The sequence below is a fragment of the Pseudomonas sp. OTU750018 genome (assembly GCF_011636575.1).
Taxonomy (GTDB): domain Bacteria; phylum Pseudomonadota; class Gammaproteobacteria; order Pseudomonadales; family Pseudomonadaceae; genus Aquipseudomonas; species Aquipseudomonas peli.
In genome coordinates, this window is the sequence record NZ_JAAPAU010000001.1 from 663,877 (window position 1) to 678,944 (window position 15,068).

Sequence of the window (15,068 nt, forward strand, 5' to 3'; positions counted from 1 at the left end):
TATGAGCGAAACCAACGACCAACCCGCACGGCCCTCCCGTGCGGAGTTTCACCAATCCAACCAGGCTCGCGCCGAAACTGAAGCCCAGCGCCTGCTGGCCGCCAAGGCCGAGCTGGGTGGACGCTGGCTTAGCTGGGTGGCGGCCGAGCTGTATGCCCTTAAGCCCGCCGCCTACGCACAAATGGTGCGTCGCGAGCTGCAGCGCTTAACCAACTAGCTTCGCCCCTTCTCCCTCTCCAGCGACCTTCTGGCGCGACGCCCTGCCAGAGCGGCGACGCAACTGCAGATTTGCCTGCGCGCGCCACTCCGTTAAGCTCCAGTTACTGCCTTACCAACCGCACAAGGATGCCCATCATGCTCCGTCTTATCTCCCTGGCCGCCGGCCTCGCCCTCTCCAGCAGTGCCTTCGCCCTGTCGCTGGCCGATCTTTCGCAAAGCGACGCCAGCGGCGGCCTCAAGGATGCCCTCACCCAAGGCGCCAAAGTAGCCGTGCAGCAGCTGGGCAAACCCGGCGGTTTCAGCAATAACCCGGACGTGCGCATCGAACTGCCGGGCAACCTCGGCAAAGCCGCAAAAACCATGAAGATGATGGGCATGGGCGCGCAGGTTGATCAGCTCGAAGCAAGCATGAATAAAGCCGCCGAAGCCGCCGTACCGCAAGCCCAGGCGCTGCTGGTGGATTCGGTGAAGAAGATGACCGTGCAGGACGCCAAGAGCATCCTCAGCGGCCCGCAAGATTCCGCCACTCAATACCTGAACAAGACCAGCCGCGAACAGATCCGCGCCAAGTTCCTGCCCATCGTCAAGCAAGCCACCGACCAGGTCGGCCTGGCCAAGCAATACAACAGCTTCGCCGGCCAAGCCGCGAGCTTCGGCGTGATCGACGCGAAAAGCGCGAATATCGAGAACTATGTAACCGAGCAGGCGCTGGACGGTCTGTTTGCCATGATCGCCGAGCAGGAAGCCAGCATTAGGGAAAACCCGGCGGGTGCGGCTACCAGTTTGGCGAAGAAGGTGTTTGGGGCGTTGTAAGAACGGGTGACGTAGATACGAAAATGCCAGACCATGAGGTCTGGCTTTTTTGTGAACGTAAACAAACTGCTCTTCAAAACCTTCTATTGATCGAGAAATAGACAAAACATATATGGCTAGATGAGATCGGCGCTTTTAACGCCGATCTAAAGGGCCTAAACGGCACCGACGGCACCCCAGCCAACCTTGAAAAGCCATGTCAATCCAGTACCGGCAATTTCAGCTAGCTTATCCTTGGCAGCAGTCGACATCGCTTCCTCAAGATCGTCACCAAGAGAACGCTCGGCCGAAATTGATGAAGGTGCAGCTTTGAGTACTTCTAAAGCTTTTGGGCTTAAGGTCACATGACAGACCCTTCCAGCCATTTCATTTTTAGCACTACCTATCAGATACCCAGTATCTATAAGCCAGCGAGTAGTGGCCCAAAGAAAATCTAGATCGTTTCTTAAGTCCTGAACTTCACCATCTACTAGATACTTGCCTGTATAGCGGCCCGCAGCGTCAATAGTGCTTTCACAACTTGTTCCACCGAACATGTCAGGGCCCGTAACATTTACACGCTCAGGAAAGTTTCGTTGTAGCCGGGCGAAGATCAACGCAACGTAGTAGTTAAATTTATCTATGTTTTCCATCTCAGCACTCCCCTAACAGATGCATGGATATAACGCCTAGGTACTTAACCGCGTCAATCTGCAACATCTTCCCCCATGCCGCCGAAACTGGCGGCATGAAGCCCCCCACCCAAAATCCCGCCTTTGCAGCCTGTACCTTTGAGATACAGATCGAGAGCACGGCTATCCAGCTTTTCCCGGCTGAGGCCTCCAAGAGGGCCGCCCTAGAATGGCGCGATGGGCAAGGCCTGCTTGCTACCCATCAAGCCCCTAACGCCCGCCGCATTTGCGTTGAATTTGAATCACCTTTTCGCCCTTACGGCGAGTCACTTTCTCTTTGCGCGCGCAAAGAGAAAGTAACCAAAGAGAAAGCGCGCCCGGCATCCGGGTTTCGCTGCGCTCAACTCCCCTCGCTACGGTGCTGTTCCGAGGGTCGGCAAGACGGGCCATCCATGGCCCGACATGCCTCGTTTGGCATCCATGCCAAACGCCCCTCTCCACAGCACTTCCACTCGGCCTCCTGACGGGATTCGGGGACCGCATTGCCTAGCCGATTTGTGGAAGGCAGAGCGAAAGGCAAAAGACAAAGCTGTTGCTCTGTTTTTAGTTACCAGCCTGCAATTTCACAGACGACGCCAAAGGCCCCATCAGGAGGCCGAGTGGAATCGTTGTGTAAGGGGTTGAGCGGCATGGATGCCGCGAGAGCCGCGATGGGCCAAGGATGGCCCTTCGCGGCGTGCCCCTGGAGCAATGATGGAGTGAGGGAAGTCGAGCGCAGCGAGACCCGGATGCAAGGGGCAAGACCTCTTGGTTACTTCTGGGGCGTTTGCCAGAAGTGACCCGCCGTAAGGGCGGAACCAATATCCGAAACGCAGCAAAAGCGGCGCATACAAAGACCAATCCCAGAAAACAACAAAGCTCGCGGCCATGGGCCGCTCCTACAAGGGCGAGACATGCCCTCACCGGGGCCGAAAAACAAAACCCCGCCAATCAGCGGGGTTTTGTCGGCCAAGCGCCAGGCTTATTCCGCCTGCGCCACCAGCGTACCGTTGTGATTACGGCTCCACTGCGGCAGCAGCGTACCAATCAACATACCGGCCATGCTGAACAGCAGGCCCGCCAGCTGCGGCGGCCAGAAGGCGGCTTCGCTCCAGGTGTATTCCAGGTAGATCCACGACACCAGACCAAAGGCGATGGCAACCAGCGCGCCCTGGGTGGTCGCGCGCTTCCAGAACAACCCGGCAAACAACGGCACAACGGCCGCCACCAGGGTCACCTTGTAGGCGTTGCCGACCATCTCGTAGATGCTCGCATCGGAATACAGGGCAAAGCTCAGAGTCGCCGCCGCGCAGACCACGATGGTGACGCGCATCAGCAGCAGGAACTGCTTGTCGTTAAGCACCGGCAGGAAACGCTTGAGCACGTTCTCGGTCAGGGTTACCGACGGCGCCAGCAAGGTGCCGGAGGCAGTGGACATGATCGCCGAGAGCAGCGCGCCGAAGAACATGATCTGGGCGAACAGCGGCGTCTTGTCGAGGATCAGCAACGGCAGAATCATCTGCGAGTCTTCGGTCAGCCACTTCTCGACCAGCGCCGGGTCGATCATCGAGGCGGCGTACACCAAGAAAATCGGCAGCATGCAGAAGCCCAGATAGAACACCGCGCCGGCCATCGAGGCACGCGCAGCAATGTTCTCGCTCTTGGCCGACATCACGCGCTGGTAGACGTCCTGCTGCGGGATGGAGCCGAGCATCATGGTCACCGCTGCGCCGATAAAGGCGACGATGTCCTTGGGCTCGAAGGCATGCATAAAGGTGAATTTGCCATCGCTGGCCGCCTTGCTGATCACCAGGTCGGCGCCGCCGGCCATGTCGCTGAACAGCCAGACCAGATAGATCAGGCCGACGACGATGATGATCATCTGGAAGAAGTCAGTCAGGGCAATCGACCACATGCCGCCGAACAGGGTGTACAGCAGCACGATAAAGGTACCGAGGAACATGCCCTGGGTCGTACTGATGCTGCCGTCGGAGATGACGTTGAACACCAGGCCCAACGCAATCAGCTGCGCGGCGATCCAGCCCAGGTAGGACATGACGATGACCAGGCTGATGATCAGCTCGACCTGCGGGCCGAAGCGTTTCTTGAAGTAGTCGCCGATGGTCAGCAGGTTCATCCGGTACAGCGGCCGGGCGATGATCAGGCCGACCAGGAACAGGCAACCAAATGAGCCGAATGGGTCTTCGACGATGCCGGCAAAGCCTTCTTCGAGGAAGGTGGCGGGGATACCCAGCACGGCCTCGGAGCCAAACCAGGTGGCGAACACCATGGCGGCGACGATGGGGAAGCCCATGCTACGACCACCGGAGGCGAAATCGCGGGTGTTGTGCACCCGGGTGGAGGCGCAGAAACCGATGGCGACAGTCACCAGCAAATAGAGCGCAACGAACCAGATCAGCATGCTTTCCCGTTCCACAGACGTCAGCCCACCGCATGCATGGCCCGCGCAGGCTGCGCAGGACGGATCGATGGGCTACAGGTTTTTGTTATGACCATTCTCGACGGGTTGCTGCACGCGCCCGTTCAAGGTCGCGCAGTCTGGCAAATACGTAAAATATGTCAAACAAAAACGACGAAACGTAAGCAGATAATTCGAAGAAACGCTCTAAACCCCTCTGTAACAGACTGTAATCGCAGTAAAAGCCAGCTGCACCACACAGCTGACAGTTGCATATTTTTGACAGTAGACCAACAAACGACTTTTCTGAACGGCATAAAAAAGCCAGGCACTGGGCCTGGCTTTTCACATCGTCTGCCGCCGAATCAGGCTGGTTTCGCTTCCACTTCCTTGACCCGGAACCATGCCGCATACAGCGCCGGCAGGAACAGCAGGGTCAACGCGGTGGCGACGATCAGGCCGCCCATGATGGCCACGGCCATCGGCCCGAAGAACACGCTGCGCGACAGCGGGATCATCGCCAGTACCGCCGCCAGGGCAGTCAGCACGATAGGCCGGAAACGCCGCACGGTGGCTTCGATGATCGCGTGCCAGCGGTCCATACCGGCTTCGATGTCCTGCTCGATCTGGTCGACCAGAATCACTGAGTTACGCATGATCATCCCCGACAAGGCGATGGTGCCAAGCATGGCAACGAAGCCGAACGGCTGTCGGAAGATCAGCAGGAACAGCGTCACGCCAATCAGCCCCAGCGGCGCCGTGAGGAACACCATGGCCGAGCGCGAGAAGCTTTTCAGCTGAAGCATCAGCAGGGTCAGTACCACCACGATAAACAGTGGAATACCAGCGTTGACCGACTTCTGCCCACGGCTAGAATCCTCCACGGTGCCGCCGACGTCCAGCTGGTAGCCGTCCGGCAGCTGTGCACGCACCGGCTCAAGGGTTGGCAGGATCTGCTTGATCAAGCTGGCCGGCTGCTCCTTGCCGTACACATCAGCACGCACGGTGACGGTCGGCAGACGGTTGCGGTGCCAGATGATGCCTTCCTCGAAGCCGTACTCCAGGGTGGCGATCTGCGAAAGCGGCACGCTGCGACCATTATCGGTGGGCACCGCCAGGCTTGGCAGCAGGCCGAGTTCCTGACGCTCACTCACCGTGCCGCGCAGGAGGATTTCGATCAGCTCGTTACCTTCGCGGTACTGGCTAACGGGCGAGCCGGTCAGCGAACTTTGCAGGAAGCGCGACAGATCGGCGGTGCTCACACCCAAGGCGCGGGCACGCTCCTGATCGATGTTCAGGCGCACCACCTTGCTCGGTTCTTCCCAATCCAGGTGCACGTTGCTCACATGGCTGTTCTCGCGCACCTTATCGGCCACCTGACGGGCCAACTGACGCACCTCGTCGATATGCTCACCGGAGACGCGGAACTGCACCGGATAGCCCACAGGCGGGCCGTTCTCCAGACGCGAGATACGCGTGCGCAGGGTCGGGAACTCGTCGTTGAGCACCTCAATCAGCCAGGTGCGGATCTTCTCGCGGTCTTCGATGCTTTTCGCCAGCACCACAAACTGGGCAAAGCTGGCAGCCGGCAGCTGCTGGTCCAACGGCAGGTAGAAGCGCGGCGAACCGGTACCGACGTAGGCGACAAAGTTGTCGATGCCTTCATGGCCACTGAGTAATTTCTCCAGACGCTTGGCCTGCTCCTCGGTGGCGGCCAGGGACGCACCTTCACTGAGTTTGAGGTCGACCATCAGCTCCAGACGGCCGGAGGCCGGGAAGAACTGCTGCGGGACAAAGCGGAACAGCAGGATGGAGCCGACAAACAGCGCGATAGTCAGCACGATCACGGTTTTACGCCGACGTACGCACCACTCCACCGCCGTGCGCACGCGCCGGTAGAACGGCGTGCCATAGGGGTCGTGGCCGTCGGCGCTGCCGCCATGCTTGGCCGCGTGCAGCTTGGCCAGATCGGGCAGCAGCTTGGCGCCGAGGTACGGTACAAACACCACGGCAGCGATCCACGACACCAGCAGGGCAATCGCCACCACCTGGAAGATCGAGCGGGTGTATTCACCGGTGCCCGACTGCGCCGTGGCAATCGGCAGGAAGCCGGCTGCGGTAATCAGGGTGCCGGTGAGCATGGGGAAAGCAGTGCTGGTCCAGGCATAACTGGCCGCTTTAATGCGGTCGTATCCCTGCTCCATCTTGATCGCCATCATCTCCACGGCAATGATCGCGTCATCCACCATCAGGCCCAGCGCCAGCACCAGCGCGCCGAGGGAAATCTTGTGCAGGCCAATGCCGAGGTAGTACATGGCGGCGAAGGTCATCGCCAACACCAGCGGAATCGACAGCGCCACCACCAGGCCCGTGCGTAGGCCGAGGGAGAAGAAACTCACCAGCAGCACGATGATCACCGCTTCGGTGAGCACGCGAACGAACTCACCGACGCCCGTCTTCACCGCTGCTGGCTGATCCGACACCTTGTTCAGTTGCATGCCGGCCGGCAGGGTTTCCTGCAGGCGAGCGAACTCACCTTCCAGGGCCTCGCCCAGCACCAGAATGTCGCCACCGGCCTTCATCGACACCGCCAGGCCGATGGCGTCTTCACCCATGTAGCGCATGCGCGGCGCGGGTGGATCATTGAAGCCGCGCTTAACCTCGGCTACATCAGAGATGCGGAACGTACGGTCGGCCACACGAATCGGGAAGTTACGGATTTCATCAACCGTTTCAAAACGCCCAGTGACGCGCAGTTGCACGCGATCCGAGGCGGTTTCGAAGAAGCCGGCGGCAGCCACCGCGTTCTGTTCTTCCAACGCCTGCTGCACGGCCGCCAGTGGCAGGCCAAGGGTGGCCAACTTGGTGTTGGACAGTTCGATCCACACCTTCTCGTCCTGCAAACCGAGCAGGTCGACCTTGCCGACATCCTTGACCCGCTGCAGCTGCAGCTGGACGCGGTCGGCGTAATCCTTGAGCACGGCGTAGTCGAAGCCTTCACCGGTCAGTGCGTAGATATTGCCGAAGGTGGTACCGAATTCATCGTTATAGAACGGCCCCTGAATACCCTGGGGCAAGGTGTGGCGAATATCGCTGACCTTTTTACGCACCTGATAGAACAGGTCAGGAATGTCGGCGGAATGCATCGAATCGCGGGCGATAAAGGTCACCTGGGATTCACCCGGACGCGAGAACGAGACGATCTTGTCGTAGTCGCCGGTCTCCATCAGCTTCTTTTCGATGCGCTCAGTGACCTGCCGGGCCACTTCTTCGGCGCTCGCCCCTGGCCAGTTGGTGCGCACCACCATGGCCTTGAAGGTAAAGGGCGGGTCTTCGCTCTGGCCCAGCTTGGTGTAGGAAATAGCGCCGACTACAGCCAGCAGCAGCATGAGGTACAGGACGATCTGGCGGTTACGCAGCGCCCAGGCGGAGAGGTTGAAATCCATCGGGCTTACTCCTCGACCGTCAGGTCGGCCTTGGCCGTCAACTGCACCGCACGGTTGTCGCGGTCCACCGGACGCACCTGCTGGCCTTCACGCAACACCTGACCACCGGCCGCTACCACCCAATCAGTGGCTTGCAGGCCTTCGAGTATCGGCACGGTTTTCTCACCGTAGGCACCAATGCGCACGTCAGTGCGCTTGAGAGTGGAATCCTTGGGGTCGACCACCCAGACATAGGGCTGGCCCTTCTCGGCCGTCACGGCCGACAGCGGCACGGCCAGCGGCACGTCGCCGTTGTGGGCGATAAATACGCGGGCGCTCTGGCCCAGTTCGGCCGGCACCTTGCCTTCCACGAAGGCCACGCGGGCAGCGAAGGTGCGCGATTGCGGATCGGCCGATGGCGACATCTCACGGATGCGCCCCGGGAAGCGCTGATCCGGCTGCGACCACAGTTCAACCGCCACATCCTGACCGACCTTAAAGCGCTCGAAGGCTTGCTCCGGCAGGTTGATCAACACTTCCCGCTCGCCATCCGCAGCCAGGGTGAACACGGTTTGCCCTGCGGCTACCACCTGGCCGACTTCAACCATCCGCCGCGCCACTACACCGTCCTGGGACGCGCGCAGAACCGCGTAACCAGCCTGATTGTTAGCCACGTTGAATTCAGCACGCACTTGTTTCAGGCGCGCCTCACCGGAGCGGTAGGTGTTTTCGGCATTGTCATACTGCGAGCGGCTGACCAGGTTGCGCGCCAGCAGGGTTTTGTAGCGGTCACGCTCGGCACGTACCAGCTGCAAGTTGGCCTCGGCTGCCGCCACTTGGGCGCGGATAGCCTCGAGCTGCAGACGCACGTCCTGCGGGTCCAGTTCGGCCAGCGGCTGGTCCTTCTTCACCCGCGCGCCCACATCAACCAAGCGCTTGGCCACCTTGCCACCGATACGGAACGCCAGCTCCGGCTCCAGGCGCGCACGCACCTCACCGGGGTAGGCATCCATCAGGTCGCCAGCCAGTTGCGGCTGCACCACCATGGCCGGACGCACGGCAACCTTGGCGGGCTCGCCATTACCGCAAGCGCCGAGCAACAGGATAAGACTGACAGGCAACGCAACAGACAGTGCATGACGAAACATGATGACTAACCTTTGTGGAGGCTTTTGAATATTTATACTGGCGGGTATAGTAAAAATAGCAAACTCACTAGTCCAGTATTAAAAACGACCAATGCCAAACAAAGTGTTGCCACCCAGCGGCCCCGGCCGACCCAAAGACCTGGCCAAACGCAAAGCCATTCTGGAAGCGGCGAAGACCCTGTTTCTTAGCAATGGTTATGACGGTAGCAGCATGGACGCAATTGCCGCGGAAGCCGGGGTTTCCAAGCTCACGGTGTACAGCCACTTCACTGACAAGGAGAAGCTGTTCGCTGAAGCCGTGAAGTCCAAATGCGAAGAGCAACTACCCGAGCTGCTCTTCGAACTGGATGACCAGGTACCTATTGCGCAGACGCTGCTGAACATCGGCCGCGGCTTTAATCTGCTGATCAACAGCCGTGAGTCCGTGGAGCTGCACAGGGTGATGGTGAGCCTGGCGGCGCAGGACTCGACGCTGTCGCGGATGTTCTATGAAGCCGGCCCACAGCGTGTGCTGCACGGCATGGAAGAGCTGCTACGCAGCGCCGACCAGAGCGGCAAGCTGCGCGTACCCGACCCGCTGAGCGCCGCCGACCAGTTCTTCTGCCTGATCAAGGGCGGTGCCAACTTTCGCCTGTTGATCGGCTGTGGCGAAGCCCTACAAGGCGCAGAGGCCGAAGAGCATGTGCGCGATGCGGTAGACGTCTTTCTGCGTGCCTTCCGCGCCGAGTAGCAGTCCGTTGAAAAACGTAGGCGAGGCAGCCAGCGCAAGGCAAAAACAGGCGAAAAAGCGGAGTTTACAAGTTGTAAATGAGCATTTTGAGCCTGTTTTTAACGCCGCGATGGCAACGTAGGTAGTTTTTCAACGGCCTGCTAGCGCAAGGTGTCGCCAGCGTTATTCGCTGGCTGGCTGCAGCTTCTTCTTCGGGTAAATGTCGTAGCGGCTGGATTTACCTTCCAGGGCATAACCCGGCTTGGCGCCTTCAATCAGCGGGGCCTTGCGTGGACGCTTGACCACCACCCGATGGCTAGCCAGGTTCAGCGCCGCTTCAAGCAATGCGGGCGCATCCAGATCATCGCCAACAAAGGGCCGGAACAGGCGCATCTCTTTCTTCACCAGCGCGCTCTTGTCGCGGTGTGGGAACATCGGGTCGAGGTAGATCACCTGCGGCGGCTCGCCCTGCCAGGCACGCATCAGCTCGATGGCATTACCGTTGAGCAGCTGCATCTGCGCAGCAATCGGCGCCACATCGCGATCCAGCGCCGCACGCGCGAGACCATCTTCCAGCAACGCGGCAATCAGCGACTGGCGCTCGATCAAGGTCATGCGGCAACCCAGACTGGCCAGTACAAAGGCATCACGACCCAGGCCGGCCGTGGCGTCCAGCACAGTCGGGCGCACCCCAGCCTGCACCCCAACCGCCTTGGCGATCATCTGCCCGCTGCCGCCGCCGAATAGCCGGCGATGCGCCACAGCGCCTTCGACAAAATCCACTTTCACCGGCCCCGGAGCCTGCGGGCCCAGCTCAACCAGCTGCAAGCCACCTTCGCCCAGCTGCAGGGCAAACTCGCTGTCGCCGTCCAGCGGTAAACCCAGGCGCGCGGCCCAGGCTTCAGCCGTCGCCTGCAGATGGGGAGCCAAGGCTTGCATACGAATTCTGGCTATTAGCCGCTCATCACTCATCAGAAAATGTGCTCAAAAATCACTCAATTGACTGCAAAAGCAGCCGATAACCTGCTTGAGCGGCATTTTGCCAGACCCGGCAGCTTCCAGCCGCACCGAGTTCGCCATGTTCGATGTAATTTCCGCCCCACGCAGCGTCGCCCCGTCGGCCGCCAACACCAGCTCCATCAGCGAGACGCTGGATGAAGGCAAACGCGCATCCCTGGATTACCAGATTCTGCGGCGCACCCTGATGCCCGATGAGGTGGAAGCCGAAGCGCCTGCCAAGGCGCCGGAAACGCCCAGCGAGCCACCCGCCGTCACCGCCCTGGCCAGTGATTTTCAGGAAATGGCAGCCCAGCGCGAGCTGGAGCTGAACGTCAACATCAACGCCGAACCGCAGAAAACCGATCCACTGGTGCTCGATCTGGCCGGTAACGGCTTCAGCACCAGCGGCCTGGCCCGCTCGGTACGCTTCGATCTGGATGCCGACGGCAAGCTCGACCAGATCAGCGTGCCCACCGGCGACGATGCGCTGCTCGCTTATGACCGCAACGCTAACGGCCGCATTGATGATGGTCGTGAGCTGTTTGGCGACCAGAATGGCGCAGCCAACGGCTTTGCCGAACTGCGCAAATACGATGACAACGGCGATGGCCGCATCGATAACCAGGACACGATCTTCGAGCGCCTGAGCCTACTTCGTTTCGACGCGCAGGGTCGGCAGTCGAGCCAGTCGCTGAGTGAGGCCGGCGTTAGCGCCATCGACCTGCAAGCGCGTGACGTGAAGATTGCCCTGGGCGCCTACGACGAAATCGCCCAACTCGGCCGCTTCGAATTCGCCGACGGCCGCAGCGGCCAGGCTGCCGACCTATTGTTGGCGCAGCGTTAAGCCGCTACTTAACGGCACATGCGCCATAACCCCATATCCACATGAAAGTGGTCACGATGGGCCGCGTTGTATTCCGGCCCCAGGGTGGTGTTAAAGCGCCGACAAGCCCCCTGCTGCACCTGGCGCAGAAACTCGGCGTTTTTGCCCTCTTTGGGCCAATCCTGCAGCACGCTGATGCGCCGCCCATCAGCCAGGCGAAACCCGACGATATCCAGCGCATTGGCCGAGGCATGCTGGCTGCGCCGTTGACTGCCGGCAATGGTGCGGCAGGCGAAGCTGCCGACATGCTCGACCCGCGCCACCCGCTGACCAAACACTGCCTGGGCCGCTGGCTGAAGATCATGCTGCTCGAACAGAGCAAAGGCCGCCGCAAGCGGGCAGCTGGCGATAAAGCTGCTGCTGAAAGCAACTCCGGAGCTGTGTACGCGCAGGGTATTGTTCAGCGGGCACGCCACCTCTGGGCTGCTGTCGGCTTGCGGGGTAAAGCGCAGTGAAGAGGTGTTCAACGCCTGCTGGCACAGCGCGGGATCATCCTGCAACCGCCAGAGCTTAAAGCTGGTCAGCAGGTTCGGCGTCTCGCGAATATCCAGCACTGCCCAGGGGTTCCAGCGCGGCGGCACATCCAGCCAGCCACGCCAGATCACCAGCAACAGGCCGGCGAGCATTACACAGAGAAGCAGAAAAGCACGGAATAAAGTCATGGAGCGCAGCCTATCAGAGCAGGCCCAACTGCTCGACCTCGTCCTCGACCTGCACCTGAGGTAAGGCTGGCAACCCTGGCAGACGCTGCATCAATTGCTGATGGAAGCGCTGCGCTAGCTGCGGAGCCAGGCGATTATCCGAGGTATGTAGAAAGACGTAAGGCGTGCGCCCGTCTTCGATCCAGCCCGCCACCTTGCCTAGCCAAGGCGCTATAAAGGGATCATTGGCCAGCAACTCGGGATGACCGATAAAGCGCAGCTGCGGGGCCTGGCTAAAGGCCGTGGGCCGCAGCGGCAGACGCGGTTTCTTGGCCTGCGCATGCAATACGGCTGGCGCGCTGGATACACAGCTGAACAACGCCCGCGAATCCAGACAGATGCGCTCAATACCACGGCCATGCAGTAGACGATTAAGGCTGCGTTCTTCCTCGCCCTTGGCAAAGAACGCCGGATGACGCACCTCGACGGCCAGCGTCTCGGCCTGCCAAGGCTCGATAAAAGCGCTCAGCTCCGCCAGGCGCTGCGGGCCGAAGCTTGCTGGCAGTTGCAGCCAGAACGGCGCGACCCGCTTACCCAACGGCGCCAATAGGCGGCGAAAATCGTCGCTGGCGCTCAGCTGGTCACGCAGGTCGCCGTTATGACTGATCTCACGCGGTAGCTTGGCGCAAAAGCGCAGATGCGCCGGCATGCGCTCGGCCCAACGGGCCACAGTATCGACCGAAGGCTTTGCGTAGAAGGTGGTATTGCCCTCAACGGCATTGAACACCTGGGCATACAACGGCAGAAAGTCGGCGCTGCGACTGCCTTCTGGATACAAAGAACCGCGCCAGGCTGGCTCGCTCCATGACGGGCAACCGAGGTAGTAAGGCAAGATCAATTAGAAGACCGTTGAGAAAGGTGCGAGCAAAGACGAAATCAGCTGAGGGAGCAGTGTACGAGTTGTATATGAGTACGACGAGGCTGATATCAACGCGCCATGGCCGAGCGCAGTAGTTTCGCAAAGGTTGTTCTAGGCGTAGAGGTCGAGGCCCATAACCTGCTGGGCATCCGCCTCGCTGGCGAAACTGGCGGTTGAGCTGTAGCTGGCCAACGCCTGGGCGGCGCGGTTGTTCAGTGGCGGTTGATACAGCTGGTCTTGCAGGCGCGAAGGCAGGCTGTCGCTGCTGGCATTACTGGCTTCGACTTTGCGCGTTTGGGCTACTGGTTCAAAGCCCTGGGTGCTGGCAGGTGATGCAGGCTGCTCGCGACGTTCCTCAATCTCGCGCTGTGCTTCGCGAAATGGCGTAACCGCAGAGCCCGAGCGGGCACTGCGGTCTGGCGAATAAGAGGAGGTAAAACCGTCGATACGCATCAGTTACTGCTCGGCTTGCTTAGCCAACGATGGACACAATTAATGGCAATTTAGCCCCCGTAGACCGGCTTGGCAATCAAGCGCGGTACAACGCGGCAATATGCGCGACAGAAGGAGCGCCGAAACCCAGCGGTTTAAACCGAGGCTTTGGGCGTGGCCACCTGATCCCGCAGGTAAACCGGCTGCGCCAGGTCAGCGTCCAGCGCCTCACCACGCGCCCAGGCAAAGCGCGCCAGGCTGAGCAGGTCTTCGGCGTGCGGCAGCATGGCGGCATCCTGTCCGCTGACCGCAACCGGAATACGTGCGGCAAAGGTGCCCCAACCAGTACCGGCGGCAAACCAGTCACCGCTGGCATCACCCGGCAGACAGGCGCGTTCCGGAGGCAATACAGCCTCGACGCCGGCCAGACGCATTTCGCCCTGCTCAGCGCGGTAGCAACCCCAATAGACTTCATCCATACGTGCATCGATGGCCGCGGCCACCTGCTGCGCGCCATGCTCGCGCAAGCTGCGCTGCGCCAGCACGGCCAGATTGGACACCGGCAGCACCGGACGCTCCAGGGCAAACGCCAACCCCTGCACCACGCCGATGGCAATCCGCACGCCGGTAAAAGCACCCGGGCCACGGCCAAAGGCAATTGCGTCGAGCGCCGACAACGGCACCTCGGCATCGGCTAGCAGCTGCTTGATCATGGGCAGCAGACGCTGGGCGTGCAGGCGCGGAATCACTTCGTAGTGGCTGAGTACCTGGCCGTTATGCAGCAGGGCAACGGAGCAGGCTTCGGTGGCAGTATCCAGGGCCAGGAGAGTGGTCATTGCAGTCGGACAGGTGACGAAATGGACGGGCATTAGACCGGCTTGAGGCTTTTTTTTCCAGCGCAATCACAGTCGCCCGCGCCTGTCACGCGAGCGAACTCACAGCATCACAAGCTTGCAGCGAGCCAGAACAGGCCCGCTGCTGCCTGACTAAAGCGTGCTTACCAGGGCTGTATAACGGTCTTGGCATCCCAACCTTGCAACGGTGCTTTGGACCAAGTGCCGTAACTCGCGTTGGGGAAGACGATCCATTCGGTGCCCCATTTGCCTGCTTCGGCGGCCACGGTAGCGCGTTGATCGGCGAGCGGCGTCTTGCGGAAACGCGCATCGAAGTCATGCAGGGTGTCACCCAGCAGCAACACGATCTGATGATCTGCACTGACGATGGCGCGACGCTCCACCTTAGGCGGCCCCAGCAACAGCACGCTTTCTTCAGAGATTTGCGGCAGCCCGAGCTTGCTCAGCGTGGCCAGGGTGTACTTCTTCTGCTCATCGGCGCGATCGGAGATGTAGCGAATGGTCACCCCGAGCTTGTCGGCGTGCTCAAGAAATTGCTTCGCACCTGGAATCAGCGCAGGGGTACCGTCACGCTCCCAAGGCAGCCAGGTGTCCCAGGCGTCATAGGCGTGACAGTTGGCCAGATCGCGCGCAAGCAGGGCGCTGTTATCAATAACGGTTTCATCCAGGTCGGTAACGATGGCCAGCTTGGACGGATCTTTCGCTGCGGCCACTGCCGCATCCAGCTTCAGCGTCGCGATGTTGTACGCCTGCAGCTGCAGGGCCTGAACTTCCGCCGATTGCTGCTGGAAGCGCAGCCCCATGGTGAACTCGGCAACGCTGCAGTCGGTTTTGGGCTTCGCCGGAGTCTCGGCGAAGGTCATAGGACTCCCCACCAGCGCTAACGCAAGGCCCAACCAGATGGCACTCTTTGCTGTTTTCTCGGTCATTGAATGCGCTCTCTTCCTTCGTATAAGT

Annotated in this window: 14 protein-coding genes; 4 read left to right on the forward strand and 10 right to left on the reverse strand. The window is 60.5% G+C overall.

Features of this window, described 5'->3' with window-relative positions:
* The first annotated feature begins 1 nt into the window (after position 1).
* Together HCI85_RS03290 and HCI85_RS03295 are read left to right on the forward strand one after the other, a co-directional pair.
* Positions 2 to 217: a hypothetical protein gene (locus HCI85_RS03290; RefSeq protein ID WP_167141887.1), complete on the forward strand. Its 216-nt coding sequence runs from the start codon at positions 2 to 4 to the stop codon at positions 215 to 217.
* Between the two features lie 137 nt (positions 218 to 354).
* Positions 355 to 1,032, forward strand: coding sequence for a DUF4197 domain-containing protein (locus HCI85_RS03295; RefSeq protein ID WP_160085204.1), 678 nt, complete (start codon positions 355 to 357; stop codon positions 1,030 to 1,032).
* A 155-nt stretch (positions 1,033 to 1,187) separates the two neighbouring features.
* Here the strand turns inward: HCI85_RS03295 and HCI85_RS03300 are convergent, their stop codons facing one another.
* From HCI85_RS03300 to HCI85_RS03315, 4 genes are all read right to left on the reverse strand, one after another.
* Positions 1,188 to 1,664 carry a hypothetical protein gene (locus HCI85_RS03300; protein ID WP_167141890.1) on the reverse strand — a complete coding sequence of 159 codons (477 nt, stop codon included), beginning with the start codon at positions 1,662 to 1,664 and terminating at the stop codon, positions 1,188 to 1,190.
* Between the two features lie 1,000 nt (positions 1,665 to 2,664).
* Entirely contained in the window at positions 2,665 to 4,104 is a 1,440-nt protein-coding gene (locus HCI85_RS03305; protein WP_167141893.1) for a sodium:solute symporter family protein, read from the reverse strand.
* A 362-nt stretch (positions 4,105 to 4,466) separates the two neighbouring features.
* Positions 4,467 to 7,547, reverse strand: a complete 3,081-nt coding sequence (locus tag HCI85_RS03310; RefSeq protein ID WP_090248522.1) for an efflux RND transporter permease subunit — start codon at positions 7,545 to 7,547, stop codon at positions 4,467 to 4,469.
* A 5-nt stretch (positions 7,548 to 7,552) separates the two neighbouring features.
* Positions 7,553 to 8,674: an efflux RND transporter periplasmic adaptor subunit gene (locus HCI85_RS03315; protein ID WP_090248524.1), complete on the reverse strand. Its 1,122-nt coding sequence runs from the start codon at positions 8,672 to 8,674 to the stop codon at positions 7,553 to 7,555.
* 91 nt (positions 8,675 to 8,765) lie between these two features.
* Between HCI85_RS03315 and HCI85_RS03320 the strand changes: the two genes are divergently transcribed.
* Complete coding sequence (locus HCI85_RS03320) at positions 8,766 to 9,404, forward strand: TetR/AcrR family transcriptional regulator (RefSeq protein WP_167141896.1); 639 nt, start codon at positions 8,766 to 8,768, stop codon at positions 9,402 to 9,404.
* 162 nt (positions 9,405 to 9,566) lie between these two features.
* Here the strand turns inward: HCI85_RS03320 and HCI85_RS03325 are convergent, their stop codons facing one another.
* Positions 9,567 to 10,355, reverse strand: coding sequence for a class I SAM-dependent methyltransferase (locus tag HCI85_RS03325; protein WP_167141899.1), 789 nt, complete (start codon positions 10,353 to 10,355; stop codon positions 9,567 to 9,569).
* A 106-nt stretch (positions 10,356 to 10,461) separates the two neighbouring features.
* Between HCI85_RS03325 and HCI85_RS03330 the strand changes: the two genes are divergently transcribed.
* The gene (locus HCI85_RS03330) at positions 10,462 to 11,226 is read left to right on the forward strand and encodes a hypothetical protein (protein ID WP_241693724.1); all 765 of its coding nucleotides are present in this window, start codon (positions 10,462 to 10,464) and stop codon (positions 11,224 to 11,226) included.
* 8 nt (positions 11,227 to 11,234) lie between these two features.
* On the opposite strand, the gene HCI85_RS03335 is transcribed toward HCI85_RS03330, so the two are convergent.
* The 5 genes from HCI85_RS03335 to HCI85_RS03355 all read right to left on the reverse strand — a co-directional run bounded on the left by HCI85_RS03335 (position 11,235) and on the right by HCI85_RS03355 (position 14,974).
* A complete protein-coding gene (locus tag HCI85_RS03335; protein WP_167141902.1) occupies positions 11,235 to 11,927 on the reverse strand; it encodes an extensin-like domain-containing protein in 693 nt (230 codons plus the stop codon).
* Positions 11,928 to 11,940: 13 nt separating this feature from the next.
* The gene (locus HCI85_RS03340; protein WP_167144244.1) at positions 11,941 to 12,801 is read right to left on the reverse strand and encodes a DUF72 domain-containing protein; all 861 of its coding nucleotides are present in this window, start codon (positions 12,799 to 12,801) and stop codon (positions 11,941 to 11,943) included.
* A gap of 135 nt (positions 12,802 to 12,936) precedes the next feature.
* On the reverse strand, positions 12,937 to 13,278 hold the full coding sequence (locus HCI85_RS03345) for a hypothetical protein (protein WP_090248529.1): 342 nt from the start codon (positions 13,276 to 13,278) through the stop codon (positions 12,937 to 12,939).
* A 134-nt stretch (positions 13,279 to 13,412) separates the two neighbouring features.
* Positions 13,413 to 14,093: a tRNA (adenosine(37)-N6)-threonylcarbamoyltransferase complex dimerization subunit type 1 TsaB gene (gene tsaB / locus HCI85_RS03350; RefSeq protein WP_160085212.1), complete on the reverse strand. Its 681-nt coding sequence runs from the start codon at positions 14,091 to 14,093 to the stop codon at positions 13,413 to 13,415.
* Positions 14,094 to 14,254: 161 nt separating this feature from the next.
* Entirely contained in the window at positions 14,255 to 14,974 is a 720-nt protein-coding gene (locus HCI85_RS03355) for a 5'-nucleotidase, lipoprotein e(P4) family (RefSeq protein WP_241693725.1), read from the reverse strand.
* Positions 14,975 to 15,068 lie beyond the last annotated feature (94 nt).

Excerpts from the sequence above, each read along its gene's own strand:
- HCI85_RS03310 (WP_090248522.1), bottom strand. The coding sequence starts at position 7,547 with ATGGATTTCAACCTCTCCGCCTGGGCGCTGCGTAACCGCCAGATCGTC.
- HCI85_RS03345 (WP_090248529.1), bottom strand. The coding sequence starts at position 13,278 with ATGCGTATCGACGGTTTTACCTCCTCTTATTCGCCAGACCGCAGTGCC.
- HCI85_RS03305 (WP_167141893.1), bottom strand. The coding sequence starts at position 4,104 with ATGCTGATCTGGTTCGTTGCGCTCTATTTGCTGGTGACTGTCGCCATC.
- HCI85_RS03330 (WP_241693724.1), top strand. The coding sequence starts at position 10,462 with ATGTTCGATGTAATTTCCGCCCCACGCAGCGTCGCCCCGTCGGCCGCC.
- HCI85_RS03315 (WP_090248524.1), bottom strand. The coding sequence starts at position 8,674 with ATGTTTCGTCATGCACTGTCTGTTGCGTTGCCTGTCAGTCTTATCCTG.
- tsaB (WP_160085212.1), bottom strand. The coding sequence starts at position 14,093 with ATGACCACTCTCCTGGCCCTGGATACTGCCACCGAAGCCTGCTCCGTT.
- HCI85_RS03320 (WP_167141896.1), top strand. The coding sequence starts at position 8,766 with ATGCCAAACAAAGTGTTGCCACCCAGCGGCCCCGGCCGACCCAAAGAC.
- HCI85_RS03325 (WP_167141899.1), bottom strand. The coding sequence starts at position 10,355 with ATGAGTGATGAGCGGCTAATAGCCAGAATTCGTATGCAAGCCTTGGCT.
- HCI85_RS03295 (WP_160085204.1), top strand. The coding sequence starts at position 355 with ATGCTCCGTCTTATCTCCCTGGCCGCCGGCCTCGCCCTCTCCAGCAGT.
- HCI85_RS03355 (WP_241693725.1), bottom strand. The coding sequence starts at position 14,974 with ATGACCTTCGCCGAGACTCCGGCGAAGCCCAAAACCGACTGCAGCGTT.
- HCI85_RS03300 (WP_167141890.1), bottom strand. The coding sequence starts at position 1,664 with ATGGAAAACATAGATAAATTTAACTACTACGTTGCGTTGATCTTCGCC.
- HCI85_RS03290 (WP_167141887.1), top strand. The coding sequence starts at position 2 with ATGAGCGAAACCAACGACCAACCCGCACGGCCCTCCCGTGCGGAGTTT.
- HCI85_RS03335 (WP_167141902.1), bottom strand. The coding sequence starts at position 11,927 with ATGACTTTATTCCGTGCTTTTCTGCTTCTCTGTGTAATGCTCGCCGGC.